Origin of the sequence: Canibacter zhoujuaniae, from assembly GCF_011752005.1 — a bacterium.
GTDB lineage: Bacteria > Actinomycetota > Actinomycetes > Actinomycetales > Microbacteriaceae > Canibacter > Canibacter zhoujuaniae.
In genome coordinates this window covers 665,788-692,408 of sequence record NZ_JAAIJZ010000001.1, presented here as the reverse complement: position 1 = coordinate 692,408, position 26,621 = coordinate 665,788, and the positions used below count along the sequence as shown (strand labels likewise).

Below are 26,621 nucleotides of genomic sequence, written 5' to 3'. Positions count from 1 at the left end.
CGGGTCAGTTATTCAAACTCGGATGCGTCCCATTCACTGATATCCATGCCACCCCGTTTGAAGAACTCCATGAGGAGCGTTTGTGCTGCCCAGTTACGATCGATGGGTAGCAGGTCAAGGTTTTTCTTTGATTTCAGCCATGTGGCGAAGGTTTCGCTATCGACGGTTTCACGGATTTTGTCGAAGTGACCGAATCGGTGCAGATCTGCATCTGTGATGCCCTGCCCGCCGTAGGCTTTCAGCATATTTTTCACCAGCAACGCATCGACACCGGTAGCTGTGACAAGATTAGCAATTTGGCTGTCTTGCACAGCAGAAAGCTCTTCGTTGATGTAATCGCGAAAAGACTTAGTATCGTCTGGTGCTAAGCGGTCGGACTGGATCATAGCGATAACTCGTCGTGCTGCTTGCTGTTCTTCTTGGGTCAAAGCCACGTAATATTGCTGAACTTCGACAAGGAGGTCATCTATCTGAGCTTGGCTGGCTTGTTGGCTTGCGACGGCTGCGCGCCACTTGTCGAACTTTGCGTCAAGAGCCTCCATGTCTATGCGCTGTGCATCATGCGCATAGGTTAGACAGGTCAAGTCGAGGGGAACCTGTTCGGCGGGTTCACGGTTACCGCCTGAACTTAGCTCGCTGTAACGGGCGAGCCACGTCTCGTAGATCTCCTTTGTCAGCAATACTTCAATGTCGGGATCTCCTGGAGCTACTCCGGGATAGACTCGCTGATCCCACGTAAAACCTTGGATTCTGACTGTTTCGACCAGGCTTGCCAAATAGGAGAAAGAGACTGCGAACTTCTTACGATCCTCTAGGGCGTCAGGCAGATGGGAATAGTCAGCAATTCTAGCCTTAGTGAAGATAGCTTTGATGACTTCATATTCGCCATTGAGTGCTTGCAGGTTGGCCGGTAGAGGGTCAATGAACACGCCTCGGGCGTTCCCACCAGCGTAGAGGTCAAAGGCGACCTCGAAATTATGGGTCATCGTTTTGGGCTTGCGGTAGTAGACAATGGTGCCTTGAGGCTTGATGAGCTTGTTGTAAATACGGTTGGTGCGAGAAGCTGCCTGGACGAGGTCAGCGTATTCGAGGACTTTGTCCATGTAGAGCGTGCCGACATATTTGGAGTCGTATCCGGTAAGCAACTGGTCTACTACGATGACAAGATCAAGCATCTTATCTTGGCTGATGTGTTTGTGGCTGTCCTTGTGGGCAAGCCTGTCAGCAACGTCGGACTTGAAGTCAGTGATTTCTGCCCGATCAAAACTCACACCGAACATTGCTTCGTAATCGTCGAGGATATCGAAAATACCTTCGGTTCTCAGCTGCTGGTTTCCGACGTTTTCGTCTGCATCAGAAAACACCGCGGTCACTTTGAGTTCTTGGTTCAGTACAGGAGGTGCGGCGGTAGGGTCTGCTGCGGCTTTCCATACTTGTTCGTTGTGGTCTTGGAACAGGCGATAGTATTTGATGGCGTCCTCAATGCTGCTGGTTGCAAACATCGCATGGAGTTGTCCGCCTTGGGAGCGGCGCAGCCAGTTCTTGAGGATCTCATTGACGACCGCCTGTTGGTATTCAGGGGTCTCCCAGGTGGCTGTCTTTGCTAGATCGTCAATCCCGGTGATAAAGCGCCCTTTATCGTCACGGTAACTCACCCACGGAATTTTGTCCGGCTCGCTGTAGTGGTTAAAAATCGCGAGCTTCTTCTCATCCTGGTATACCTCTGCGACTGTCTTGGCTCCAGCTTTCGCCAGCGCCACCTTCTTGCGCATCTCGTCGTAGGGGTAGATATCTACCTGCTGATAGTCGAAACGCAACACTGCTCCATCACGCAAACCGTGATAGATGCTGTAACGGTGCAGCTCAGAACCGAAAAGATCCGATGTTTGCGTGGACTTTTTCGCGTTGGGTTCTTGAATCGGCGTGCCGGTGAAACCAAAGAACACCGCACGAGGGAAACACTGGCGAATGTTGGCATACATGTCACCAAACGTTGACCGATGCGCCTCATCGACAATGAACACAATGCGCTGAGACTGAATTTTCTCGAAATCAGTCTGTGCGTAAAACTCATCCTGCGGATTCGTGAGCCGCCCGAGCTTGTGTAAAGACGTAATAATCAGGCGCTCGGTGCCGGTTTGCAGCTCCCGCGCGAGGAGACGTGTTGCAGTAGGTCGCGCAATATCTGTAGCATCGCCAGCGAAATTACGGTATTCCATTTCGGATTGGTCACCGAGCTCGATGCGATCAAGAACGAACACAACTTTGTCGGCAATCTTGTCGCGTGCCAGCAACATCGCGGTCTTAAACGAGGTCATCGTCTTACCTGACCCCGTGGTATGCCAAATGTAGCCGCCCTTGTGATCGTGGATTCCACGATCCTCTAAAGGCACACGGTTCACCTTGGACATCTGCGCCGAAACAGCAGCCACCGCATGCATCTGATAGGGGCGCAACACCTTCAGCTCTCCATCGCCCCCATCGGCGATCAGATAGTCGCCGATCAGTGTGTGAGCAGCAGGAATGGAAATAAAGTGACGCGCGATATCCTGCCACGATTCGTAGCGCTCATTATAGAAATCGGCGTACTCGAAATGAAACATGTCGGTCAGATGACTGGTATCCCTTGGGCGGGCGAAGTAACGCATATCCGTTGGTGTCATACCGATGAACACCTGGAGGGCGTTGAACAAGCCACTGAAGATGTTCGACTGCAGGTACTTGTGGATCTGGCCGGTCGCTTCAGACACGTCGTGGCTATGGTTCTTCAACTCAACATGGATAACAGGGATGCCCCAGATCAGGAGCATGAAATCCCCGCGCCGGTCTCTATCGCGCGGATGACTGCGGGGTATTACTGGCTGACGGGCAATCTGATACGTAGAGTCTCCACCGGCAACCTCCTTGGGGTCGAAGATCGTCAACGACACGATCTTGCCCTTATGTGCTTCGTCATCTGGATGATCGCGGCGAATGGTGGTTTCTTTACCTTGCAAGAAGCGTTGGACATCCGCAGGCGTAGCCAGGGCGCTGATTTGCTCTACCAGCTGCTGCTTTTCACCCTCAGATAGCGGAACGTTGTTGAGTCTATGAGGGGTGTTGTTGTTCTTGAAAACAATCGAAGCCCAGTTATCTACCAGGTCATCAACACTCGGATGAACCAAGACATGTTTAGACCAGCCGTGACGCTCAGTCAGCGCGGACACGACCGCGTCCTCAAACTCGCGTTCAGAACCAAAATGCACTAAATCAGCCATCGGATTCCCCTTCGAACTACACGAACATCGACCGCAGGAACGCCGATTTCAGATTATGCAACTTCTCTAACATTTGCAGCTCTCCATCGATCAGCTCATCGAGCTCGTGGAAGAAGGTGCCGATGGCCTGTTGTTCGCCGATATCGGATGGGAAAAGGAATGCCATTTCTTCAAACATTCCTAGAGTGATCTGGTTGATTGTTGCACCCATCGATTTGGCTACTTCATCGACGAAGACCTTTGTGCTAAACAATGCGTTTATAAAGGTGGGTTGTTCGGCTCTGAGGCATGCCATAAACGCCCCGATAACAGTGTTGGGCATCGGGTGTTTAATCATCGCGTGCTTCCCGATGAGAGCGCGAGAACCGTTCCGCACCACCATTACAATGTCGTTTACGCGAACGTTTTGCACGTTGACCGCGCCAGATCGCACGTGCACGCAATCATTGGTCACGATATGACCGTTATGTACGTTGCTAGATCGCAGAACCAAGGTGCCGCGATTGGAGATATCGGAGGGGCTGTATGTCAGACCTCCGAAAATGGTCACCTCGTCAATTATCCTCCGGCTCTCCCAAGCGCCACTAAAACCTTCAAACCTTATATCTGGTTCATCAGTACCAGCTTGTGGGAACATCTTCGTGAGCATGGTGGCCTTGAGTTGCTTCAGCTTCTCGATCTTCTTCGCCGATGCGTCAAGCAGATTATCCAACTTATGGAATAACGATCCGATAGCCTCTTGCTCGGTTGGATCCTTAGGAACACTAATCTCTATTTCCGCCAGATCGTTTGCATTAATGGCGGGATATCCGGTTCCAGTGCATCTAATGAGAACTTGCTGCAAGAATTCGTCTCGTAGAAGCGAACTAAATAAGAAGCATCCATCTATTTCGGGACGAAGTTGAGCATATCCAGTAGAAAAGACATACTGATTTTCCGTGCTTTTGTTTGTGAAAAAGTAGTTGTTCTTTTGGTACGGGCGAACGGTCTGATAAAAGATATCTCCGGGTTGAGCCAGACGTTGGGCTCGCAAAGGCGCAGATGCACGCTGTTCTAACCGATGCGACAGCAATTCTGTTCCTGATACTGACGCGAGGTCTATATATTCGAATTGCTCGGGAATCGCAGATTTTGGATTAATACAGGAAACTTCTCCCAGCGCTCTACGTGTCCAACTGTTGTCAGTGCCAGCGAATCGTATTGAAGGAACAGAATCCCCTGTCATTGCTGCCCTCCGAGGATCTTGGCGAGTTCTGCGATGCCTTCCATGTCTCGTTCGGGGCCGGTGAGTTGCCCCATCATGCGCGAAAGATTCTGCTGTGCTGTTTGCGCCCTGTGGCCGATGTCGGAGAGGGTGGTGTCGTATTTTGCGTCAAGTTCCGAGACGGCCTCGATGAGGTTTTCTATGGTGTGATGCGGGACGGTATTTATATCGTCGAGTAGGCGATCGACCCATTTAACCGCGAGGAGACCACGGGCGGCATCGTCATCGAGGTTCTCGATAATGCGCTTGGTGTCAAGGTGGATCTTGGCTTCTCGGGTTTTGATGTCCTTCTTGGCGGTTTTGACTTCGTCGAGCAGGTCGAGTGCTTCGATGAGGACCGGTTCGAGTGCGTCGTCTTCGAAATCTGTAGCGCGTTTTAGCTGGTCGATATAGGTGCGTACTGTCGTGGTGGTGTATGTGCCTGACTTGCCCGCCGTCATTGCCCCCCAGTTCACTTCTGGGTGCAGCGTTACGAGAGACTTCCGTGCCGCTCCGTGGGCGTTGAGGTACTCTTCGAGCACGTCAATTTCGGGTGAGGTGATGTCTTTCATGAGCGAGTCGAGCCGGTTTTTTACGTTGGTAGCGTTGAATGTATCCCCGGCGGCGTTGGTTACCGAGTTTTCTCCGGAGCCGCGTTGTTCTTCTGTCAGGGAGTCAAATAGTTCGCTTACCCGTTCCTCGGCTTGCGCTAGGCGTGTGTGAAGAGCTTCAAGTTCGCTGAAGTCTTCGGCCAAGAGTTCTTGTTGGACGAGCTCAAACGGGAGGACAGTGCCAAAATATCCTTCTTGAACTTCCTTGTCGACTCCTTTTACTTTCTTGATGACGTAGTGAGGTTCGACGCGGCGCACTTGATCCCAGCCCTGCCCTTTAAGGACTTCTAGGTCTCTGCCGGTTTCTTTCCAGTGGTTGGCGAAGATTTGATATACGGAGTAGTCATCGATGATGGGCACGTGCGCTAAGCGCTGGAAGAGTTCGGTTCGTAGCTCTGCCTCGATGGTGGTCATTTCCACGTCGGCGAGATGGTAGATGAGTCGAGTCTTTAGTGATTGTGGCCATCCGGTGAAAGCTGACGTAAAGCTGGCTTCGAACGCGGCAACAGATGGGTGTTGATGCACGGAGTCGGCCAGGGAGTTGCCTGCCTTGATACGGTCTTGCACGTGGGTGTGGGTCTCGGTTGTGGAATCGAAGATGTGTTCACGCAACCCTGGCAAGGCGTCCCAGTAGGTGGCGAGCGTGTCGATTTCTTCTTGTGGGATTCCACCAAACATGGTCGCGTAGATGTCCCACGTCTCGGCAGGGTCTGACGAGTCAACGTAGCGTGGAATGTTCAGGTTGTAGCCGTTTTCGCGGATTTCTGCTCGGCTAACGAGTCTGGAGTATTTGTCTTCTGTGCGCCGTTCGATAGCGGTGTCGACGATCTTTCGAACGTCACGGTCGCGCAGCTCGTTCTGCTTGCCCGCTTTTTCGAAACCGCGTGAGGCGTCGATGAAGAGAATGGAATCGTCTGAGCCGCGTTCTTTTTTCAGGATCATGACGATGGTGGCAATGCCAGTCCCGTAGAAAATGTTGGCAGGCAGACCGATGATGGTTTCGATGTGGTTGCGGTCGATAAGTTGAGTGCGGATTGCTTCTTCTTCGCCGCCGCGGAAGAGTACGCCGTGCGGGAGAACGATGGCGAGTATCCCGTCGCTCTTGAGGTGGTAGAGCTCGTGGAGCAAGAACGCATAGTCGGCTGTCTTTTCTGGTGCGAGCCCATAGGCGAATCGCGGATCAGCACCTAGCTTCGGGCGTTCCCACTCCGCAGAATACGGCGGGTTTGACACCACGGCGTCTACCAGCAAGGTTTGGTACACGCCAGTAAATGGGTCGATCATCGGCCAGTCTGCACCGAGCGAGTCGCCCTCGCGGGTGATGATGTTAGCTGGGCGGATACCCCGCATAACCAGGTTCATTCTTGTTAGCGCATACGCGGCCTTCTTCAGCTCCTGAGCGTAGTACTGAATCGAGTCAGGGTTGCCGCTACGGCGGGAGATCGCGTCACCAATATTGAGCAATAGCGAAGCCGACCCGGATGTGGGGTCGTATACCTGAATGTCTCGCCGATCTTTCAGATGGTGGCCCACGATTTCAGCCATCACCAAAGCGACTTGATGGGGCGTGTAGAACTCGCCAGCAGACTTGCCCGCGTTAGCAGCGAAATTAGAAATCAGATACTCATAGACATACCCCAACACGTCGTATCCTTGGCGACCATCGGTAGGAATCTCGCGCACGATACGGATTAGCTCACGCAGTTTTTTGGCTTGCGCAGTGGAATCAGTTCCCAGCTTTGGCACCGCCGAAGCCAGAGGGGTAAAGATTTCATGGAAGATGGATCGGTACTGCGGGTTGACCTGGGCATCGAAAGCGAGCGCTGCTTCGGTGATCCATGAAGGTTGAAGATCTGGAAGCCTCTTCTCCCACGTAGAGAACAAGTCGCTGTACTCGATGAAATACCCCAGCGAGGCTTGCGCCATAGCGACTCGACGCGGTTTTTCAGAAGTAATCTCATACTCGAGTCGTTCAACGGGAATTTCATTTTTGAGGAAGAACTCAACTTCTCGGCCCGATAGAAACTTGTAGAACATTAAACCGAGAATGAGGTCTTTGTAGTCGTTCGCGTCTAAAGAGCCACGCATTTTGTTGGCGGCTTTCCAGATCTGAGCTGCGAGTTGTTGCTTATCCATCAGGGGTTTCGTCTTTCGTAGCGTCGGGCAATTGCAAAAACAACTATGCTTCCATGCGCAATAGTTACCGCAACTCAGTTGCACCAATCTGGTCGAGCAGGAACGCGTATTCTTCGGCGCGCTGCTCCCAGCGGGCGTAGCGGCCGCTGCGGCCACCGTGCCCGGCCACCATTTCACACTTGAATGCGATCGGTCGCTCGGGAAGCGCCGCACCGCTCTCATAGTTTGTTGTTTCCTCACGCAACCGCGCCACCCACTTTGCCGGCTCAACATAAAACACGCGAATATCGTTGAGCGAAGTCGTGGCGAGGATCGCCGGATACTTCTCGTGCTTGATGTTTTCGTAGGGGCTGTATTCCTTCATATACTGATAGATCTCAGCACTCTCGAGCGGGTTGCCCCACTCCTCCCACTCACCCACGGTGAGGGGGAGGCTCGGATCAAGGATCGTTGTGAGCGCATCAACGAACGGCACCCCCGCCAACACGGCACGGAATGTTGCGGGTGAGAGGTTTACCATCGCGCCCATGAGCAGGCCGCCCGCGCTGCGCCCCTCGGCCGCGATACGATCCCCATCAAACCAACCCTCTTTGGTGAGAAAGTGCGCGCTATCCACAAAATCACTAAACGAGTTCTTTTTATTAGCTAGTTTGCCGTCCAAATACCATTCGCGCCCCATCTCACCGCCGCCGCGAACGTGCGCGATCGCAACCACCACACCGCGATCCATAAGGCTCAACCAGAGCACGTTAAAACTAGGGTCGATAGGCGCTTCGTAGGATCCGTAGCCGTAGAGAAAACCGGGGTTGGTGCCGTCGGGCTGCACATCGGCGCGCGCCATTAGTGAGATTGGCACCTTAGTGCCATCCTTAGCGGTTGCCCACAAGCGTTTTTCAACGTAGTTGCTGCGCTCAAAGTCTGGCACTTCAGTCACCTTGAGAATATTTGGTTGCCCGCCGGTTGCCGCAACTTCAGCAACCGTTGTCGGGGTGAGCAGTGACTCCAGTGTGTAGCGGATGGTGTCGCTATCCCAGTTGCGGTTGTGTGCGAGATACACCGCATCGAGCTCGCCCCCGTGCGAGATATCCCAGGCGGCCTCAGCGTGCCAGCCGCTTTCGCTGCCACTTTCGGGGAGGGCTCGCGGCAGCACACGAATAGCGGGGAGACCCGCCGCCCGCATCGTTACTGCCGCGTGGCCTTTGAAAGCGTCAACGGCTTCGATGCGTTCACCCTTTTGGGGTGCCATGATTTCTACCCAAGTATCCTGCGCCGCTGCGCCCGTCACATTAAGCTCCTGGCGGGCAAGTGAGAACCCGACGTGGTCGCGGTTGTGGATCACCAGATAGTGATCACCGGCGTGCTCAACCGAGTATTCAACATCGGCAACGCGGCCAGCAACAGAAACCGGGGTGGTGTCAGGATCAGCCAGCGGCACTGTGAAAACCTCGCACCCCGCGTGCGATTCAGCGTGAATGAGCAGCGCTTCGCCGCCGCGTGACGCAGCAGCGTAGGTTGTGTATTTTTCATCGTTTTCACGGTAGATCAGGCGATCTGTTGCGGCATCTGCACCCACCGTGTGCACCCAAATCTCGCACTGCCGCCAAGCCGCGTCATTCTTTGCGTAGACGATCTTAGAGCCGTCGATCGAGAAATCAAGCCCGTATGCAACATTCTTTACCGCGTCATCGATCACTCGACCGGTGCTGAGATCCACGATCCGTAAGTCAAAAACTTCGCCGCCGGTTGTGTCTACGCTGTATGCAAGCAGGTTTGCTGGCTCATTGATAGTGAAACCACCAATCTGGAAAAACTCGCACCCTGCGGCAAGCGCCTGAGCGTCGAGAAACACCTCTTCGCCGTCAAGCAGCTCATCGCTCGCCGCAGCAAGCTGCGGCAGCTCTGGCGAGTGCGCAACAGAGATGCGGCTAAAGCGCGGATAGTTATCGCCCTCGCGTGTGCGTGAGATATACCAGAAATCGCCGTCACGATAGGGCACTGAGCTATCGGTCTCCTGGGTGTGGCTCTTCACCTCTGCCACAATCCTGTCGCGCAAACCGTGCAGCGGGGTCAGAATCTCATCTGCGTAGGCGTTTTCGGCGTGCAGATGCTCTAAAACCTCCTGGCTTTCCCGTTCCCGCAGCCAATCAAAATTGTCTACTACGGTGTCACCGTGATGCGTGCGCTTGATAGGTTTCTTCGCTGGAACCGGGGGAAGCGATGCTGCTTGAAATGTCATACAGTCGAGCCTAACCAATCTTGCGCTGCCTCAAAAGTTTTAGACCCGGTGTAGGCGACACAGATTAAACACCTATTAATAACGGCGGCACGGAGGGATCGCGGCTAGAGCTGTTCCCAGAAGAGACGCGCTCCGGGCTGCTGCTTAACCGCCTGATACAGGCGATCTGCCGCATCCTCTAACGCGTCTGCGACATCCTCCCCACCCGCAACCAAGTGGTAGAGACCGGGCTGAGCTTGCGGGAAAATTGCCCAGCCGCCGCTGCCGCGCACACCGTTAATATCCGGTTCCAGTGACTCAAGAAAATCGTCTAAACTTGCGCCAACAACCGTCACCGCAAGCGTTTTAACCTCTGCGCCATCCCACACCCAGTCATAGTCAAGTTGATACGGCGCAGGAGCTGCATCACGCGGCGTTTCCTCCTGCTCGTAGCGCGGGGTGTGCGGTTGTTTTCCTCGCGTCATGCTCCCGATCCTTACCGATTTAACCCCAGCAGACGCTTATTTAGCGCTGTTTGCGCGGTATTCAGGTTCGGCGCGTTTCACAGCACCAATCACGGCGATAGTCACAGGTGACAGCACTATCTCAACCGCAGACTTAAACAGGAAACCAACAATCACGTAGTTTGCAAAAGTGGAGATGTTTGAAATACCGATAACAGGTGCCGCAATTGAGCAGAAGACCACCGTATCTACGAACTCGCCGGCAAGGGTAGACACCGCGATCCGCCCAAAGAGGAGACGCTCACCCGTGCGCTGCTTCATGCGCACAAGCACCCAGGCGTTAAAGAGCTGACCGACGAAGAACGCTGCAAGAGACGCAAGCACAATAAGCGGGATCGGCCCGAGTGTGCGCTCAAGAGCCTCCTGCCCGTCATACCACTCTGCGCCGGGGAGCCAAATAATCACCCAATAGCAAAAGGCCGCAAAAATTGAGAGCAGAAAACTAACCGTGATGGCCAGCCGTGCCTTCTTAAAACCGTAAACTTCCGAAACAAGATCACCAACAATATAAGCGAGCGGGAAGAGGAAAAAACCGCCATCGGTGACAAGCGGGCCGATAATTACACCCTTTGAAGCGCCAATATTAGACAGAATCAGCACTACGGCCATAACCGCAAGCAGGGTTGCGTAGATGCCGGATCCGCCAGAAGCAAAACGCGCGATAGTGGGTAGATTTTTTTCAGGAGCAGCGTTCATAACAGCAACAAATCCTTAACTCATTGTGTTGAGAATGATGCACGTCGGTGTCACGGCCTCTGCGGCCCCGCGCTCACCCGCTGCCCCGAGTGGTGCTTAAGCATTAGATATTCTGCCAGAAAAATTAGATTCTTTCACGGTTGCAGACGGATATAATGGTGCTCTGCAGAAGGGGAGTATTCCGCTTCGCCTGTGTCGTCAGTACGTCGCTAACGAGCGACCGGTGCAGGCGCGGCAGCTGGTTCTTAATTGGCAAGCTGCCGGGAAGAGACCTTCAGACAGCGCACAAGCGCGTTTAGAAGGAGATAAATTTTGGAATCCGCTCTGCCAGTGTGGTTTGAAATAGGCTCAATGGTGGCCTTGCTCGCCATTTTGATTATCGACCTGCTGCTGATCATTAAACGTCCGCACGTTCCGAGCATGCGTGAGGCGGCCCTGTGGGTCGGTTTTTATGTCGGGCTCGCCCTCGTTTTTGCCGGTTGCATGTTCGTGCTCGGCGACGCGCAGCACGGCTCAGAATTTCTCGCCGGCTGGCTCACAGAGTATTCACTTTCGATAGACAACCTGTTTGTTTTCGTTATGATCCTTGGCGCCTTTAAAGTGCCGCACGAATACGTGCAGCGGGCGCTGATGATCGGTATCATCCTGGCGCTCATATTCCGCGGTATTTTTATCCTCGCAGGCGCAGCGCTGATTGAGCAGTTCAGCTGGATCTTCTATATTTTTGGTGCCTGGCTGATCTGGACCGCCTGGAAACAGGTGAAACACGATGAAGACGATGACCACTCTGAAGGTTTGGCGGTGCGCACAATCAAACGCGTGCTGCCCTTCACTGACGATTTCCACGGCGCAAAACTGTCTGTTGTGGCAGACGGCAAACGCTATTTCACACCGTTCCTGCTTGTGCTCTTCGCCCTCGGATCAACAGACATCCTGTTTGCGCTCGACTCGATCCCCGCAATTTTCGGTATCACACAGAGCCCATTCATCGTGTTTACCGCCAACGTTTTTGCGCTCATGGGTCTGCGTCAGCTCTACTTCCTGCTTGGCGGTTTGCTCGAACGCCTCGAATACCTGCACTACGGCATAGCCGCAATTCTGGCCTATATCGGTGTGAAACTCGTGCTGCACGCTGCAAGCCACAACGAGCTGCCGTTCATTAATAACGGTGAACACATTTCTTGGATCCCAACCCCGAGCACCTGGTTCTCGCTGGGGGTTATTGTGGTTTGCATGGCGGTCGCAACCGTTGCAAGCTTGATTAAAATGAAGAAAACAGAGAATAAGGAAGGCCACAAGCCAACCTTCGGTGCCGGCGACCTATAGGAGGCGAGCTACTTGACTGCGAAAACCAAACCCCGCACACTTGCTGAGAAGGTCTGGGACAGTCATGTTGTGGTCAAAGGCGAAAACGGTGAGCCAGATCTGATCTATATCGATCTGCACCTGATTCACGAAGTCACCAGCGCACAAGCATTTGACGGGCTGCGCATGGCAAACAGGCCGTTGCGGCGCGTTGACCTGACGGTTGCAACAGAAGACCACAACACCCCGACCATCAACATCACTCGGCAGATCGCCGACCCGACAAGCAGACTGCAGATCGAAACTCTCAGACAGAATGTGAAAGAGTTTGGTGTGCGGGCGCACCCGCTGGGCGATAAAGAGCAGGGGATCGTGCACCTGATGGGCCCGCAGCTCGGTCTCACCATGCCGGGCATTACCGTTGTGTGCGGTGACTCACACACCTCAACCCACGGCGCCTTTGGGGCAATGGCTTTCGGGATCGGCACCAGTGAGGTAGAGCACGTGTTTGCCACCCAGACTCTCCCGCTCAAACCCTTTAAGACGATGGCGATCAATGTCGAGGGTGAGCTGCGCCCAGGGGTCACCGCAAAAGACATAATTCTTGCGGTTATTGCAAAAATTGGCACCGGTGGCGGGCAGGGTTATGTGCTTGAGTATCGCGGCTCAACGATCCGCTCTCTCTCCATGGAGGGGCGCATGACAATCTGCAACATGAGCATTGAAGCAGGTGCCCGCGCGGGCATGGTTGCGCCCGACGACACAACATTCGAGTATGTGAAGGGCCGTGAGCGCGCCCCCAAAGGGAAAGACTGGGACGAAGCCGTAGCGTATTGGAAGACGCTGCCAACAGATGAGGGAGCCAAATTCGATAAAGAGGTTTTTATCGACGCTTCCAAGCTTGAGCCGTTCGTCACATGGGGCACCAATCCAGGGCAGGGGGTGCCGCTGTCAGAGGCTATCCCCGATCCCTCCCAATTTACCGACCAGAACGATAGGGCAGCGGCAGAACGGGCGCTCGAATATATGGATCTAAGGCCCGGAACGCCGCTGAAAGACATTCGCGTTGACACCGTTTTTATGGGTTCGTGCACCAACTCACGGGTCGAAGATCTGCGTGAGTTCGCCAAAATTATTAAGGGTAAAAAGAAGGCTGACGGCCTGCGCCTGATGGTTGTGCCCGGCTCTGCGCGCGTGCGGTTAGAGGCCGAAGCAGAGGGCATCGACAGGGTTATTAAAGAATTCGGCGGCGAGTGGCGGTTTGCCGGCTGCTCAATGTGCCTCGGCATGAACCCCGACCAGCTGACGCCGGGGGAGAGATGCGCCTCAACCTCAAACCGCAACTTTGAGGGCAGGCAGGGCAAAGGCGGCCGCACACACCTGGTGTCACCGCTTGTCGCCGCAGCAACAGCCATTCGCGGAACGCTGTCAAGCCCGTGGGATCTTGCCGAAGACGCGCGCAATGGAATAACTTACGATGCTAAACCGGTTGCAACTATTGAGGAGGGGCGCTAATGGAGCCAATAAGAATAGTGACCGGGAAGGCTGCTGCCATCCAGCTGGCAAACATTGACACTGATCAAATTCTGCCGGCGCAGTTTTTAAAGCGGATCACGAAAACAGGTTTTGAAGACGCGCTGTTTTTCAACTGGCGGCAGGATCCAGACTTCCTTCTCAACCACGAACCGGCAAAGAGCGCGAAAGTGCTTGTGGCTGGCCCAGATTTTGGCATTGGCTCATCGCGTGAGCACGCTGTGTGGGCGCTGCGTGACTTTGGTTTTCGTGTTGTGATCTCTGCCAGATTCGGTGATATCTTCCGCGGTAATGCTGGCAAGCAGGGGCTTTTAACCGCCCAAATTACTGAAGATGAGACCTCTCAACTGTGGCAGCTGCTTGACGCAGACCCGGAAGCTGATGTCACGGTTGATCTCGAAGAGTTAACAATCACCTGCAAAGACCTCAAGCTACGGTTTCAAATAGACGAGTACACTCGATGGAGACTGTTAGAGGGCTTAGACGATATCTCTCTAACACTGCAAAATGAAGATGCGATAGCCGCCTACGAAGCGCAGCGTCCGACCTGGATGCCAACAACTATCTAGTTAATAGGAACAAAACAGATGAGCGACAAGAAAACCGACGGTCTCGCGCTAGATGCAAAAAAGGCTGGCGAACGCGTAGGTCTGACCTCAGACGAGATCATCATCAACGGCGGCAAACCGCTGCGCGGTCGCATCGAGGTGCGCGGTGCGAAAAACCTTGCGACAAAAGCGATGGTTGCGGCTCTGCTCGGGCATAAACAGAGTGTGCTGCGTGACGTTCCGAACATCTCAGATGTGCGCGTAGTTGCTGGGCTGCTGGCTCTGCACGGAGTGCTGATTACGCGCGGTGAAAACGATGAGTGGATCCTCGATCCCTCCAATGTTGAAAAAGCGCATAAAGCTGATATCGACGCGCACGCAGGCTCATCGCGCATCCCGATTCTTTTTTGCGGCCCGCTGCTGCACCGCCTTGGTGAGGCTTTTATCCCGGATCTTGGGGGGTGTCGGATCGGCGACCGCCCAATCGACTTTCACCTTGACGCGCTGCGCAAATTTGGTGCGGTTGTTGACAAACAGTCGGGTGGCATCAGCCTGACTGCACCAAACGGGTTGCGGGGCGCAAATATTGAGCTGCCGTATCCGTCAGTCGGCGCAACCGAGCAGGTGCTGCTCACCGGCGTGCTTGCTGAGGGGCATACCGAACTGCGCAATGCTGCAATTGAGCCAGAAATTATTGACCTCATCTGCATTCTGCAGAAGATGGGCGCCATCATCAATGTTGAGCCAAACCGGGTGATCTTCATTGAGGGTGTGAAAGAGCTCGGCGGCTACGACCACCGCGCGATAGCAGACCGCAATGAGGCCGCCTCATGGGCGTCGGCTGCGCTCGCCACCAACGGCGATATCTTCGTCGGGGGTGCCAGGCAGGAAGAGCTGATGACATTCTTGAACGTGTACCGTAAGGTCGGCGGTGAGTTTGAAGTGCACGATGATGGAATTCGTTTCTGGCGCAAAGAGGGCGACCTCAACCCCGTCACGATTGAAACCGATGTGCACCCGGGATTCATGACAGACTGGCAGCAGCCGCTTGTCGTGGCCCTCACGCAGGCACCGGGCGTGTCAACAATTCATGAAACCGTGTATGAAAACCGCTTCGGCTTCACAGATGCGCTAAATCAGATGGGCGCCGATATTGTGGTGCACAAATCTGGGCTGGAAGATGAGCGACGCCGCGTTAAACGCCGTGAGTTTGAGCAGGCAGCCGTGATTACCGGCCCGACCCCGCTGCACGGCGCAGATATCGAGGTGCCCGACCTGCGCGGCGGGTTCTCGCATCTGATTGCGGCGCTGACAGCATCAGGACAGAGTAAAGTTTCAAATATCGGCATTATTGCCCGTGGCTACGAAAATTTTATAGATAAACTGCGCAAACTCGGCGCAGACTTCATTTACGAGGGGTAAACCGTGAACGAGCGGGCACAGCACGAAGTGGAGCTGGTGCGTTTTAAGCGCCGCCGCACACCTGAAACTACAAAGTTTGGTCCGTTTCGTATAATTGCCGCGATTGTGCTGCCGCTGTGGCAGTTTGCGGCGAAGTATCGCTTTGCCCCCAACAGCAAGCTTCCCGCACAGGGGCCGTTCGTGCTCGCTCCGAATCATCTGAGCGAAATCGATCCGATCGCTATGGCGGTGGCGGTGTTTAAGCTCGGGCGATTGCCGCGTTTTATGGCGAAAGCGAGCCTTTTCAAAGTGCCATTTTTAAAGTGGATTTTGAAGATCACCGGGCAGATTCCGGTTTATCGTGAAGCCAACAGCGGTGATGCAAACGCGGCCGGTGCCAGGCACTCAGCGATGCAGGCAGCCAGTCACCTCATTGCGACCAGCGGCGGTGTTATCGTCTACCCTGAGGGCACACTAACGCGCGACCCCGACATGTGGCCGATGCGCGGTAAAAGCGGCGCAGCACGGCTTGCGCTGGAGGGTAATATTCCGCTCATTCCGGCCGCGCAGTGGGGCGTGCAGGAGATTATGCCGCGATATGGCAAGAAGCTGAATTTGTTTGGGCGCAAAACTGTGCGCGTTGCCATCGGTGAGCCACTCGATCTGAGCGAATATCAGGGGCGGCCGATCAATAACGCTGTAATTGGCGAGGTTACAGATAAGCTGATGGCAGAGATCACCGCGCTCTTAGAAACACTGCGCGGTGAAGAGGCTCCCACAAAAAGGTGGGATCCACGAGAGCATGAGCAGAGCGAAACAGGGCGGTTTTAGTGGCTAAAGAAGCAGCGCAAGACGCTCCGGTTGTTGCGGTTATCGGAGCCGGAAGTTTTGGCACAACATATGCGAAGGTGCTGGTTGACGCCGGCTGTGATGTGCTGCTTTGGGCACGTCGCACAGAAGTTGCAACCGAAATTAACACAAGTCACCGGAATGGTAAATACCTGCCCGGTGTAAACCTGCCGCGAGGCTTGAAAGCAACCGATCATCTGCAAACTGCGGTTGAGGACGCAGAAATAGTGTTTTTAGCGGTGCCAAGCCAGTCTCTGCGTGAAAACCTGCAGGCAATGCGGCACTATCTGCGGCGGGATGCGATTCTCGTGAGTCTGGTTAAGGGCGTAGAGCAATCCACCCAAATGCGCATGTCACAGGTGATTACCGACACACTCGACTGGGATATTGAGCAGGTTGCGGTGGTTTCTGGCCCCAACATCGCGCTCGAAATAGCTCGTGAACAACCAACCGGTGCGGTGACATCGTCTGTCAACCTGGAAACCGCCCAGCGCGTTGCAAAAATTTCAAGCACACCCTACCTGCGCACCTACATCAACACAGATGTGACAGGCACAGAGCTCGGCGGTGTGCTGAAGAATCTAATCGCGCTCGCAATCGGCATCGTTGATGGAGTCGGCTACGGCGACAACACCAAAGCGGCCATCATTACTCGCGGGATCGCCGAAATGACTGAGTTTGCGGTTGCTTCAGGGGCAAATCCAACGACAATGACAGGGCTTGCGGGCTTGGGTGATCTGATCACCACCTGCCAGTCACCGCTGTCGCGCAACTCAACTGCTGGCCGCCTGATCGGCCAGGGCTACAGCAAAGAAGAAACGACGCAGGAGATGTCGCAGACTGCTGAGGGCATCACATCAGTTGCGCCGGTGCTTGCGCTAGCCAGACAGCGCGGCGTTGTTATGCCAATCGTGGAGCAGGTGCAGATGGTGCTTGAGGGGCGCATGAAACCCGCAGACCTTGGCCCCCACCTCGCGACTGAAGACGAGGTGCCGCAGCCTGAAATGCAGTTACAGGATGATGCAGCCCCGAATTTTTGGCAGCGTGTAAAAGCCGTTTTCAAGGGCGCCAAAACCAGCAACTAAGCAAAACACCGAGTCAGCATCTGGAGATACCGTATGAGCGACAAAAAACTAACCGTGGCGCTGCTGTTCGGCGGGCGCTCCAGTGAACACGTTGTGAGCTGTGTCACCGCCGCAGGCGTGTATCGTGCACTCGATAAAGAGCGTTTTAACGCGATTCCTGTCGGGATCACCAAAACCGGTCAGTTCGTGCCCGTCAGTGAGTCTGTGCTGCTCAGTTATGCGCTTGACAGTGATCCACTGCCAGAGGTTGCGGCAGGTGATGAGCGCATCATCTGGCCGCTGGCAACCGACGATCACACACTCCGTGTGCTTGACGCTCAGAACCAAATTACTGAACTTGGCACAATCGACGTGGCTGTGCCAATGCTGCACGGCCCTTTCGGTGAAGACGGCACAGTGCAGGGGCTGTGTGAGCTTGCGGGCCTCCCGTATGTTGGCAGCGGTGTGCTCGCTTCCGCGCTGTGCATGGATAAGCATGCGCTGAAGGTTGTGTTAGAGACAGCGGGCGTTAAAGTAGCGCCATGGAACAGGATTAGCCGCCAGCAGCTCGCGCAAGATCCGCAAGCAGCCGCGCGATTAGATCAGGGCCTTAACTACCCACTGTTTGTGAAACCAGCGCGCGCCGGCTCCAGCGTTGGGGTGACCCGCGTGACTGAACCTGGCGGTCTTGCCGCGGCGGTTGATACTGCGCTCGCTGAAGATCACACCGCGCTGATTGAGTCAGCCATTACCGGCCGTGAGGTTGAGATCGGCGTGCTTGGCGGGCGTGGGGGTGCGAGTCTGCGTGCAAGTGATGTGATTGGTGAGATTAGGTTTACCGGCCGCGACTTTTACGACTTTGAATCTAAGTATCTTGGTGGTGCTGGCGTTGAAATTGTGCTTCCCGCGGAAGTGACAGACGCCGAGTATCAGGCGCTACGTGATGCGGCCTTTAAAGCATTTGATGCTGCCGGCTGTGCCGTCTACGCACGCATAGACTTCTTTTTAACAGCCGACGGGCCGGTGCTCAACGAGATTAATACGCTGCCCGGGTTTACACCATTTTCGATGTATCCGCAGCTGTGGGAGGCTTCGGGCGTGAGCTACTCTGAACTCATTACCGAACTTATTGAGTTGGCTTTAGAAGCCCAGCGCTAGCTGTCACCCTGCTCGATTGTGCGTGCATCGGCAACGTTGCTGCACTGCCGCACCTGCGGGAGACGCTCCACCGCAGACTGCAACTCAAGCAGCACATCGGTGCCGCTTGTCTGATCTGAATCAACAAACACTTCAAACCCGGGCTCCCGGCCGTAGGCTTCGAAGCGGAAGAGCGGAGCCTCAGATTCATCTATCACCCAGTCAACACCGTTTAGGTTAATGCAGGGGTTCACGGTCGGCTCTGAAACCGGCAGGCCGCAGCGTGTTAACACCGCAGCAGGGTCGCCCCAAGCTCCGGTTGCCTGCGCATTAGTGGCGCGTTTTGCAAACCCTGCAAGCTCGTCTGGGAGCCGCACTGTGACGGCTGCGCAGTGTGGATCGTTTGCGGATTCTGCCGGGGTCAGTGGCACAGGTGACGCGCACCCAGCTAGTGATGCTGCTGCTATCAGGGGCAGTGTGAGGGCGAAAGCGCGTCGGAATTTTGTCACGGTGTAAGCCTAGCGTGAGCCCTTGCGATATCGGAAACCGTGCGTGAGGGCGCAACTGTTGGGGAGTAGAATGGGACGAGCATATGATCTCGACGTAGTCGTGAAAGGAATATTGATGGCACTTACTCAGGCCGAAAAAGATCTGCTGGATCGCGTTGAATCTCGCCTCGCTATTGGTGGCGAGTGGGTGGAAGCGCAAGAGGGAAAGACTCTCGACGTTTTTGACCCGGCGACCGGCGAACTTTTGAAGAGTATCGCTGATGCGAGCGTTGCTGACGCGCAGCGGGCGCTAGATGCCGCTGTCGCAGCTCAAGCAGCGTGGGCAAAGACGAGCCCGCGTGAGCGCTCAAATATTCTGCGCAAGGCATGGGAGCTGCTGCAGGAACGCCGTGCAGATTTTGCCCTGCTGATGACGATCGAGATGGGCAAGCCACTGGCCGAAGCTGAGGGTGAGGTGACCTACGGCGGCGAGTTTTTGCGGTGGTTCTCTGAAGAAGCAGTGCGCGTTGGGGGCCGTTTCGGCTCAAACCCTGAGGGCACCGCAGACATGATTGTGTCGAAAATGCCGGTCGGCCCCTGCTACTTCATCACCCCGTGGAACTTCCCACTTGCGATGGCAACCAGAAAGATCGCGCCGGCGCTCGCCGCTGGGTGCACCGTGGTTGTGAAACCGGCTGCGCTCACACCGCTCACAACTATTTATTTCCAGCAGCTGCTTGAAGATGCGGGCCTGCCAAAGGGCGTGGTTAACGTTGTTGCAACTTCTCAGTCGAGCAAGCAGTCGGCAGCTCTGTTGCAAGATAAACGCTTGCGCAAGCTCAGCTTTACCGGCTCAACCCCGGTTGGTGTGAAACTGCTTGAGGCAGCAGCTCAAAATGTGCTGCGCACCTCGATGGAGCTTGGCGGTAATGCGCCGCTCATTGTGTTTGAGGACGCAGATATCGATGTCGCAGTTGAGGGTATTCTGGCTGCAAAATTCCGCAACATCGGCCAGGCTTGCACCGCTGCCAACCGTGTTTATGTGCAGGAGAGCATCGCTGACAAAGTTGCAGAGCGACTTGCAGAGCGCGTCAGCGCTATGAAGGTTGGCCGTGGCACTGAAGAGGGCGTGCAGATCGGCGCACTCGTCGAAGAAAAGGCTGTTGCAAACATTGAGCGTCTGGTAGACGGTGCTGTAGAAAAGGGCGGTCGGGTGCTTGCCGGTGGTAAGCGAATTGCTGGTCCTGGCTGCTTCTATCAGCCAACAGTTGTTGACTACACCCCACTCGAATCAGATCTGGCGCGTGAGGAAATTTTTGGCCCCGTGCTTGCGATTGTGCGCTTTGAGACCGAAGACGAAGCTGTGGAGCTTGCAAACGACACTGAGTACGGGCTCGCAAGCTACGTTTTCACAGAAAATCTGCACCGTGCGCAGCGCATGATCGACCGTATCGAAGCTGGCATGATGGCTGTTAATGCTGGTGTGCTCTCTAACGCTGCGGCACCGTTTGGCGGCATGAAGCAGTCCGGGCTCGGCCGTGAGGGCAGCCACGAGGGCATCGAAGAGTTCCTGGAGACTAAGTACACTATGATCCCACGCCGCTAAGCGGAATTTCGGATCATCTCTAAAACCTAAACAGCCAGAGTGTTCAGCTAGCCTGCGCTAACTGAGCACTCTGGCTGTTTTTAGTGGGTGTCTACGGTTAAGAATTTTCCGCATAAGAATTATGTGCAACGATATACACAGCAGAGTAGGGTTGGGCTTGTGACAAGAATTATTGCCGGTGCGGCAAGCTCCCTTAGAATGAAGGTGCCCGAACGTGGCACAAGACCCACCTCAGATCGGGTGCGTGAGGCAATTTTTTCAACCCTCGAAGCGTGGGATTTTGTTGAGGATACGCGGGTGCTGGATCTTTACGCCGGCTCGGGAGCCCTCGGTCTTGAAGCGGTTAGTCGGGGTGCGCGTGAGTGTGTGCTTGTGGAAAAACATGCGGGAGCGGCAAAAATTGCGCAATTAAACGCGCACACAGTGCTTGGTGCGGTGCAGAACGCAGGGCGCACGGCGCACGCGAAAGTGTGCGTGAGCGCCGTCCGCACATTCCTGCTTGCAGAGCCCGGTGAGCTGTTCGATGTGGCGCTTATCGATCCCCCCTATGATCTGCAAGAAACTGAATTGACAGAGTGCTTGGAACTGCTGCGCCCGCATCTGGTCGAAAACGCTGCTGTGCTTGTTGAGCGTGATAAACGCAGCCCGGAACCAATGTGGCCTGCTGGATACTCCCTCATAAAAGTGAAGGACTACGGTGAAACCAGCTGTTGGTGGGCAGAGGCAGTTAAGCTCGAAGAGTGACAACAGCAGGGCTCGATTCTTCCTTACAGAGTGTGCTTGGCGTAAAGCACGCGAAGGCGATTGAGCGCGCCTTTGGATACCGCACAGTTGAAGAGCTGCTGCTGCACATGCCGCGACGGTATTCAAAACGCGGTGAGCTAACCCCGCTTACCTCGCTCCCGCTGGGAGAGCACGTCACAATCGTCGCACGTATTCTAGACGTGCAAAAACGCACTATGGCAGCGCGTCGCGGCTCTATTTTGAGTGTGCGCGTGACCGACGGAAACGGTTTTCTAAGCCTCACTTTTTTCAACCAACCCTGGCGCGAAAAAGATCTTATCGCCGGTCGCAGCGGTCAGTTTGCGGGTAAAGTCACCGAGTATCGCGGCCAGTTTCAACTGCAAAACCCCGACTACGAGCTTTTTGACAGTGGCGCGGAAGTTGCGGCAGCAGGCGGAGACATCCAGGCGCTTAGAGACGCTGCCGCGCTTGCATACTCGAAGCGACCTGTGCCGGTGTATCCAGCAACCGGTGCGCTGCCCTCCTGGGCTATTGCGAAACATATTGCGCATGTGCTGCAAGAAATACAGGAAATTCGCGATCCGCTCGCTGATTCACTGTTGCAGCGGATCGGTATCGTAAACCTGGATACTGCGTTGCGGGGTGTGCATCAGCCTGAGACAGAGGGCGACTACAGAGCGGCGCAGCACAGCCTAAAGTTTCGTGAGGCGTTTGCGCTGCAGCTGGCATTCGGGGTGCTGGCACAGCGCGCGAAAGCACACGCGGCAACCCCGAGGCCTTTAAACGAACACGGGCTGCTGCAGCGATTTGACGGTGCTCTACCGTATACGCTGACCGGCGACCAAATAGCTGCGGGTGAGACTTTTACGGCGGAGTTAAACCGTGCATACCCGATGGCGCGCCTGTTGCAGGGTGAGGTTGGATCGGGTAAAACCGTGGTGGCTCTCAGAGCGATGCTGCAGGTTGCTGACAGTGACGGGCAGACAGCGCTGTTAGCGCCCACGGAAGTGCTCGCGGGGCAGCACTTTCGCAGCGTGTGTGAGCTGCTTGGCCCTGAGCTGACAGCAGAATTAAAGCCGGTGCTGTTGACGGGCTCTTTAAACACCAAAGAGCGTAAACAGACACTGCTGAAAATCGTTTCAGGTGAGAGCAAAATCGTGATCGGAACCCATGCCCTCATAAGCGATGCAACCCAGTTTTTTGACCTCGGCTTGGTTGTGGTTGACGAACAGCATCGCTTCGGGGTTGAGCAACGCGATGCGCTGCGCAGAAAGGGGCGCACCTGGCCGCATCTGCTTGCCATGACCGCCACCCCGATTCCCCGGACGGTTGCGCTGACCGCGTTCGGCGAGCTTGAAATTACGACGCTGCAAGAGCTGCCTGCGGGCAGAGTGGGCATTAACTCACACGCGGTGCAGGTGCGTCAGCAGCCGCAATTGGTGGCACGCGTCTGGCAGCGTGCGCTTGAAGAGATCGCCAACGGTCGCCAGGTGTATGTTGTGTGCCCGGCTATTGACGTTGAAACAGGGGGCGGATCGGCGGCAAACCCCGACGCTGCAGCACCAAAGGCACGCGCCGGTGTCGCCCAGATTGCCGCATCGCTAAGATTGCGTGATGATTTTCAGCGGGTAACAGTCGGAGAGCTGACCGGACAGCTGTCTGCCGACGCAAAAGAAGCGGTTATGCAAGATTTTGCGGCCGGTGCAATCGATGTCTTGGTCGCCACAACCGTTATTGAGGTTGGTGTTAATGTGCCCAACGCCACGATGATGATTGTGCTTGAGGCAGACCGTTTTGGGGTGTCGCAACTGCATCAGCTGCGCGGCCGCGTGGGGCGCGGGGCGCATGCGGGATTGTGTCTGTTTTTAACTGAGGCAGAGCCTGGCACTCCCGGCTGGGAAAGGGTTGCAGCGGTCGCTAACACCGGCGACGGTTTCGAGCTGGCAGAGTTTGATCTCGAACAGCGCCGTGAGGGCGATATTTTAGGCAACGCACAGTCTGGCGGTAAATCTCGGCTGCGGCTGCTCAGAGTGTTAAACGACGCAGAAATAATTTATGCCGCCAGGGAGCTTGTAGACGCTCTGCTGCAGCAAGACCCCACGCTCGAAAAGCATCCACAGCTGCGCGATATGGTTGCGGCAGATCTTAACAACGCGGCACAGCTCGATAAAACATAAGGCAGTATGGTTTAACTATGACTTCAATCGCAGTTGTGCCAGGATCCTTCGATCCGGTCACCTTTGGGCACCTCGACGTGATAGAGCGTGCAGCCACTATTTTTGATGAAGTGCACGTTGTGGTTGTGCACAACCCTGATAAAAAACCGCTGCTCTCACTTGAGAGTCGGATCGATTTGATCCGCACTGCTGTCGAAAAATTTGATATGGCGGCGAAGATTGTTGTTACCGGTTGGCAGGACGGTCTGCTCGTCGAATACTGCAAGCAGGTTGGGGCGACAGTGCTTGTGAAGGGTGTGCGCAACCAGCAGGATATCGGATACGAAACGCAGATGGTGCTGATGAACCGTTCGCTAGCGGGCATCGAAACTATGTTTGTGCTGCCGGATCCAGCATTTTCAGCGGTTTCTAGCAGCCTTGTTAGGCAGGTGTTTCACCTGGGCGGAGATGTCAGCGAGTATGTGCCGCAGCACGTTATCGACATTATGGCCGCTGCAGCTCTTAGCGACGAAAACTCAGCGGCTGAATAGCGCACCCAGCTCAGCCGCATAAAATCGATGCGTGAGCACTAGAAAACTGTTTGAATTCAATATTCGCGACATCTACAACCGTCCCGGTGAGATGCGTGAGTTTGCGCGCACTGAAACCCTGCAAGAACAGTGGGGTGAGGGCCTAGCGAAAATACCCGCCGGTGCTGCTATCAACGCAGATGTGCGACTTGAATCCGTGCACGAAGGCATTCTCGCAACTGTTAGCGCTGATGCAGAAGCAGTGGCTGAGTGCGGCAGATGCCTAAGAGAGTTCACAGAAACACAGGAAGTCGCGTTTACCGAACTTTTCGCGTATAATCCTTCTGAGGCCGACGAATACGGAGTTCACGGTGATCACGTGAACCTTGAACCCCTGCTGCTGAACGAGTTTGTGCTTGCACTGCCGTTCCAACCTGTTTGCCGCGAGAACTGCGCTGGGCTAGATCCAGAGACAGGCGAGCGTCTAACAGAGCCCGCAGCGGCTGATGCTGAGAAAGCGGTTGATCCCCGCTGGGCAGCGTTAGCTGAATTTTCGGTTGCAAATGACCAGGACAAATAAGACCACAGGTTTTGTTTGTCATCAATTATGTTTAGAAAGTAGAGCATCATGGCAGTTCCAAAGCGCAAAATGTCACGCTCAAATACTCGTCATCGTCGTTCACAGTGGAAGGCAAGCGTGCCAACCCTGGTAAAGACTGTCGAGAACGGCCGCACCGTGTACAGCCTTCCACACCGCGCACGCGTTGTTGAAGACTCACAGGGCACCCCACTCTTCATGGAGTACAAAGGCCGTCGCGTAGCTGACGCATAAGGTGACAGAAAAACACTTTGAGAAGCCGTCCGCATCTTTCGGGTCTGCACCCAAAGAGGCGGGCGGCTTTCTTGCACCATTTGGTGTAAAGGTTGATCCGGCTCTGCTCGAACGCGCTTTGACACACCGCTCTTGGGCGGCAGAAAATAAGGGTCGTGACCACAATGAGCGACTTGAGTTTTTGGGTGACTCTGTGCTCGGCTTTGCGGTTACCACCTACCTGTATAAACGCTACTCTAAGCTTTCAGAAAGCGAGCTCACCAGACGCCGTGCGGCGGTAGTTTCAACGGTGGCGCTCGCACAAGCCGCAAGGCGTATAAACCTCGGGGCCTATTTGTATTTGAGCCGCGGCGAGAACGACTCCGGTGGCCGCGACAAAGACTCAATTCTCGCAGATGCGTTAGAAGCTGTGATCGGAGCAGTGTTTCTATCAACCGGAATTGACACAGCAAAAACCTTCGTGCTTGAACTGCTAGAGCCGCAGCTTGCAGATATTGATTTTCTGGCAGCGACAATTGATCCGAAAAGCGCACTGCAGGAGATTGCTGCCGCGCGGGCGCTCCCGCTGCCGCAGTATTTAGTTACCGGCACAGGGCCGGATCATGATCGCCGCTACACCGCAACCGTGGAACTACTTGGAGTTGCCGGGATCGGGCGGGGCACGAGCAAAAAAGCCGCTGAAGCTGCTGCCGCGCGTCAGGCGGTGTTAAAACTGCATGAAGCTGAGCTGCACCGAGTAAACGCAGATGCCTGAACTGCCGGAAGTTGAGGTGGTTCGTGCAGGCCTAATGCCTGCCGTCACCGGCGCAACAGTCTTAGGCGCTGAAGTTTTTGATGCGCGCTCGCTGAAACGACACATCAGCCGGGCAGAGCGCGACTCTGGCGCGGTTGCTGCCGGGCACGGCCGCACACTAGATGAGAGCACCAGGCGCCTGCGAGCGGCTGATTTTGAGCGGCGGATCACCGGTGCCAGGCTGCTTTCCCCAGCCAGACGCGGGAAATTTTTGTGGATTCCAATTGCCCCCAGTGGCGTCCCAACTGCTGTGCCAGATGAGGCACTGTTTGCTCACCTCGCGATGAGCGGGCAGGTGCTGCTTAGGGCAAATGATGCGCCGGAAGATAAGCATGTGCGCATTCGTCTGTGGGTGCAAACAGCTGCCGGTAGCGAGGTGCGTGTTGACTTTGCCGATCAGCGGCGCTTCGGGTCTCTTGCGATTGATCCATTAGCTCCAACGCATGATGGGAAAGCTGCGGGGTGGGGCACAAAGCTGCCGTTACTGCCGGCACAGGCCCAGCATATTGCGCGCGACCTGCTCGATCCGGCTTTTGATTTTAATGCTGTAGCTGAGCAGCTGAAAACAAAGTCTGTGCAGGTGAAAAAACTGCTGCTCGAACAGAGCCTGATGAGTGGGATCGGCAATATCTATGCCGATGAGGCCCTATGGCTTGCCAGAGTGCATCCGGAAACACCGGCAAACCGTATCTCTAAACGGCGTTTAATCGAACTGCTCGAGGCCGCCCGCACAGTTATGGAAAAGGCCCTCTCCGAAGGCGGCACCTCGTTCGATGCTCTCTACGTTAATGTCAACGGTGAATCAGGATACTTTTCGCGCAGTCTAAATGCCTATGGACGGCAGGGGCAGCCGTGTCAGCGCTGCCGCAGTTTGTTGCAGCGTGTTGTGGTTGGTGGGCGATCCGCAGTATTTTGCCCAAGCTGCCAGCGCCGCCGCTAGCAGGTAATCTAGA

At 55.1% G+C, this 26,621-nt stretch carries 22 protein-coding genes; 15 read left to right on the top strand and 7 right to left on the bottom strand.

What is annotated here, in order from left to right; translation table 11 throughout:
- Positions 1 to 8: 8 nt before the first annotated feature.
- From HCR00_RS03200 to HCR00_RS03175, 6 genes are all read right to left on the bottom strand, one after another.
- Positions 9 to 3,257, bottom strand: coding sequence for a type I restriction endonuclease subunit R, EcoR124 family (locus tag HCR00_RS03200; RefSeq protein WP_167142687.1), 3,249 nt, complete (start codon positions 3,255 to 3,257; stop codon positions 9 to 11).
- Between the two features lie 16 nt (positions 3,258 to 3,273).
- Positions 3,274 to 4,482: a restriction endonuclease subunit S gene (locus HCR00_RS03195; protein ID WP_167142684.1), complete on the bottom strand. Its 1,209-nt coding sequence runs from the start codon at positions 4,480 to 4,482 to the stop codon at positions 3,274 to 3,276.
- Positions 4,479 to 7,247 carry a type I restriction-modification system subunit M gene (locus HCR00_RS03190; protein WP_167142680.1) on the bottom strand — a complete coding sequence of 923 codons (2,769 nt, stop codon included), beginning with the start codon at positions 7,245 to 7,247 and terminating at the stop codon, positions 4,479 to 4,481. Before HCR00_RS03190 ends, HCR00_RS03195 begins: the two co-directional genes overlap by 4 nt.
- A 64-nt stretch (positions 7,248 to 7,311) precedes the next feature.
- Positions 7,312 to 9,483, bottom strand: a complete 2,172-nt coding sequence (locus HCR00_RS03185; protein ID WP_167142677.1) for a S9 family peptidase — start codon at positions 9,481 to 9,483, stop codon at positions 7,312 to 7,314.
- 104 nt (positions 9,484 to 9,587) lie between these two features.
- Positions 9,588 to 9,947 carry a hypothetical protein gene (locus HCR00_RS03180; RefSeq protein ID WP_167142675.1) on the bottom strand — a complete coding sequence of 120 codons (360 nt, stop codon included), beginning with the start codon at positions 9,945 to 9,947 and terminating at the stop codon, positions 9,588 to 9,590.
- A gap of 36 nt (positions 9,948 to 9,983) precedes the next feature.
- Positions 9,984 to 10,682, bottom strand: a complete 699-nt coding sequence (locus HCR00_RS03175) for a queuosine precursor transporter (protein ID WP_167142672.1) — start codon at positions 10,680 to 10,682, stop codon at positions 9,984 to 9,986.
- Positions 10,683 to 10,994: 312 nt separating this feature from the next.
- Here HCR00_RS03175 and HCR00_RS03170 point away from each other — a divergent pair, with 312 nt between their 5' ends.
- From HCR00_RS03170 to HCR00_RS03140, 7 genes are read left to right on the top strand one after another with little or no spacing between them, the layout of a single operon-like run.
- Positions 10,995 to 12,008, top strand: coding sequence for a TerC family protein (locus tag HCR00_RS03170; RefSeq protein ID WP_166987448.1), 1,014 nt, complete (start codon positions 10,995 to 10,997; stop codon positions 12,006 to 12,008).
- Positions 12,009 to 12,020: 12 nt separating this feature from the next.
- Positions 12,021 to 13,502, top strand: coding sequence for a 3-isopropylmalate dehydratase large subunit (leuC, locus tag HCR00_RS03165; RefSeq protein WP_167142669.1), 1,482 nt, complete (start codon positions 12,021 to 12,023; stop codon positions 13,500 to 13,502).
- Positions 13,502 to 14,089, top strand: a complete 588-nt coding sequence (gene leuD, locus HCR00_RS03160; protein ID WP_167142667.1) for a 3-isopropylmalate dehydratase small subunit — start codon at positions 13,502 to 13,504, stop codon at positions 14,087 to 14,089. The genes leuC and leuD overlap by 1 nt, the downstream gene beginning before the upstream one ends.
- 18 nt (positions 14,090 to 14,107) lie before the next feature.
- Positions 14,108 to 15,490 carry a UDP-N-acetylglucosamine 1-carboxyvinyltransferase gene (gene murA, locus HCR00_RS03155; RefSeq protein ID WP_166987458.1) on the top strand — a complete coding sequence of 461 codons (1,383 nt, stop codon included), beginning with the start codon at positions 14,108 to 14,110 and terminating at the stop codon, positions 15,488 to 15,490.
- A 3-nt stretch (positions 15,491 to 15,493) separates the two neighbouring features.
- Entirely contained in the window at positions 15,494 to 16,300 is an 807-nt protein-coding gene (locus HCR00_RS03150) for a lysophospholipid acyltransferase family protein (protein WP_243854518.1), read from the top strand.
- The gene (locus HCR00_RS03145; RefSeq protein ID WP_167142664.1) at positions 16,300 to 17,403 is read left to right on the top strand and encodes an NAD(P)H-dependent glycerol-3-phosphate dehydrogenase; all 1,104 of its coding nucleotides are present in this window, start codon (positions 16,300 to 16,302) and stop codon (positions 17,401 to 17,403) included. Before HCR00_RS03150 ends, HCR00_RS03145 begins: the two co-directional genes overlap by 1 nt.
- 33 nt (positions 17,404 to 17,436) lie before the next feature.
- A complete protein-coding gene (locus HCR00_RS03140; RefSeq protein WP_167142661.1) occupies positions 17,437 to 18,540 on the top strand; it encodes a D-alanine--D-alanine ligase family protein in 1,104 nt (367 codons plus the stop codon).
- Here the strand turns inward: HCR00_RS03140 and HCR00_RS03135 are convergent.
- Entirely contained in the window at positions 18,537 to 19,028 is a 492-nt protein-coding gene (locus HCR00_RS03135) for a DUF3515 family protein (protein WP_243854517.1), read from the bottom strand. The two genes, HCR00_RS03140 and HCR00_RS03135, sit on opposite strands and share 4 nt — an antisense overlap.
- Positions 19,029 to 19,143: 115 nt before the next feature.
- Between HCR00_RS03135 and HCR00_RS03130 the strand changes: the two genes are divergently transcribed.
- The 8 genes from HCR00_RS03130 (at position 19,144) to mutM (ending at position 26,608) form a co-directional block, all read left to right on the top strand.
- Entirely contained in the window at positions 19,144 to 20,613 is a 1,470-nt protein-coding gene (locus HCR00_RS03130; RefSeq protein ID WP_167142658.1) for an NAD-dependent succinate-semialdehyde dehydrogenase, read from the top strand.
- Between the two features lie 159 nt (positions 20,614 to 20,772).
- Positions 20,773 to 21,357, top strand: a complete 585-nt coding sequence (locus tag HCR00_RS03125; RefSeq protein WP_167142656.1) for an RsmD family RNA methyltransferase — start codon at positions 20,773 to 20,775, stop codon at positions 21,355 to 21,357.
- Positions 21,354 to 23,534 carry an ATP-dependent DNA helicase RecG gene (locus HCR00_RS03120; RefSeq protein WP_167142653.1) on the top strand — a complete coding sequence of 727 codons (2,181 nt, stop codon included), beginning with the start codon at positions 21,354 to 21,356 and terminating at the stop codon, positions 23,532 to 23,534. The genes HCR00_RS03125 and HCR00_RS03120 overlap by 4 nt, the downstream gene beginning before the upstream one ends.
- A gap of 17 nt (positions 23,535 to 23,551) precedes the next feature.
- On the top strand, positions 23,552 to 24,064 hold the full coding sequence (coaD, locus tag HCR00_RS03115) for a pantetheine-phosphate adenylyltransferase (protein ID WP_167142650.1): 513 nt from the start codon (positions 23,552 to 23,554) through the stop codon (positions 24,062 to 24,064).
- Positions 24,065 to 24,095: 31 nt separating this feature from the next.
- The gene (locus tag HCR00_RS03110; protein ID WP_243854516.1) at positions 24,096 to 24,623 is read left to right on the top strand and encodes a YceD family protein; all 528 of its coding nucleotides are present in this window, start codon (positions 24,096 to 24,098) and stop codon (positions 24,621 to 24,623) included.
- 48 nt (positions 24,624 to 24,671) lie between these two features.
- On the top strand, positions 24,672 to 24,875 hold the full coding sequence (gene rpmF, locus HCR00_RS03105) for a 50S ribosomal protein L32 (protein ID WP_166987481.1): 204 nt from the start codon (positions 24,672 to 24,674) through the stop codon (positions 24,873 to 24,875).
- 103 nt (positions 24,876 to 24,978) lie between these two features.
- Complete coding sequence (gene rnc, locus HCR00_RS03100; protein WP_243854536.1) at positions 24,979 to 25,629, top strand: ribonuclease III; 651 nt, start codon at positions 24,979 to 24,981, stop codon at positions 25,627 to 25,629.
- Positions 25,622 to 26,608: a bifunctional DNA-formamidopyrimidine glycosylase/DNA-(apurinic or apyrimidinic site) lyase gene (gene mutM / locus HCR00_RS03095; protein ID WP_167142644.1), complete on the top strand. Its 987-nt coding sequence runs from the start codon at positions 25,622 to 25,624 to the stop codon at positions 26,606 to 26,608. The genes rnc and mutM overlap by 8 nt, the downstream gene beginning before the upstream one ends.
- The last annotated feature ends 13 nt before the right edge of the window (positions 26,609 to 26,621 follow it).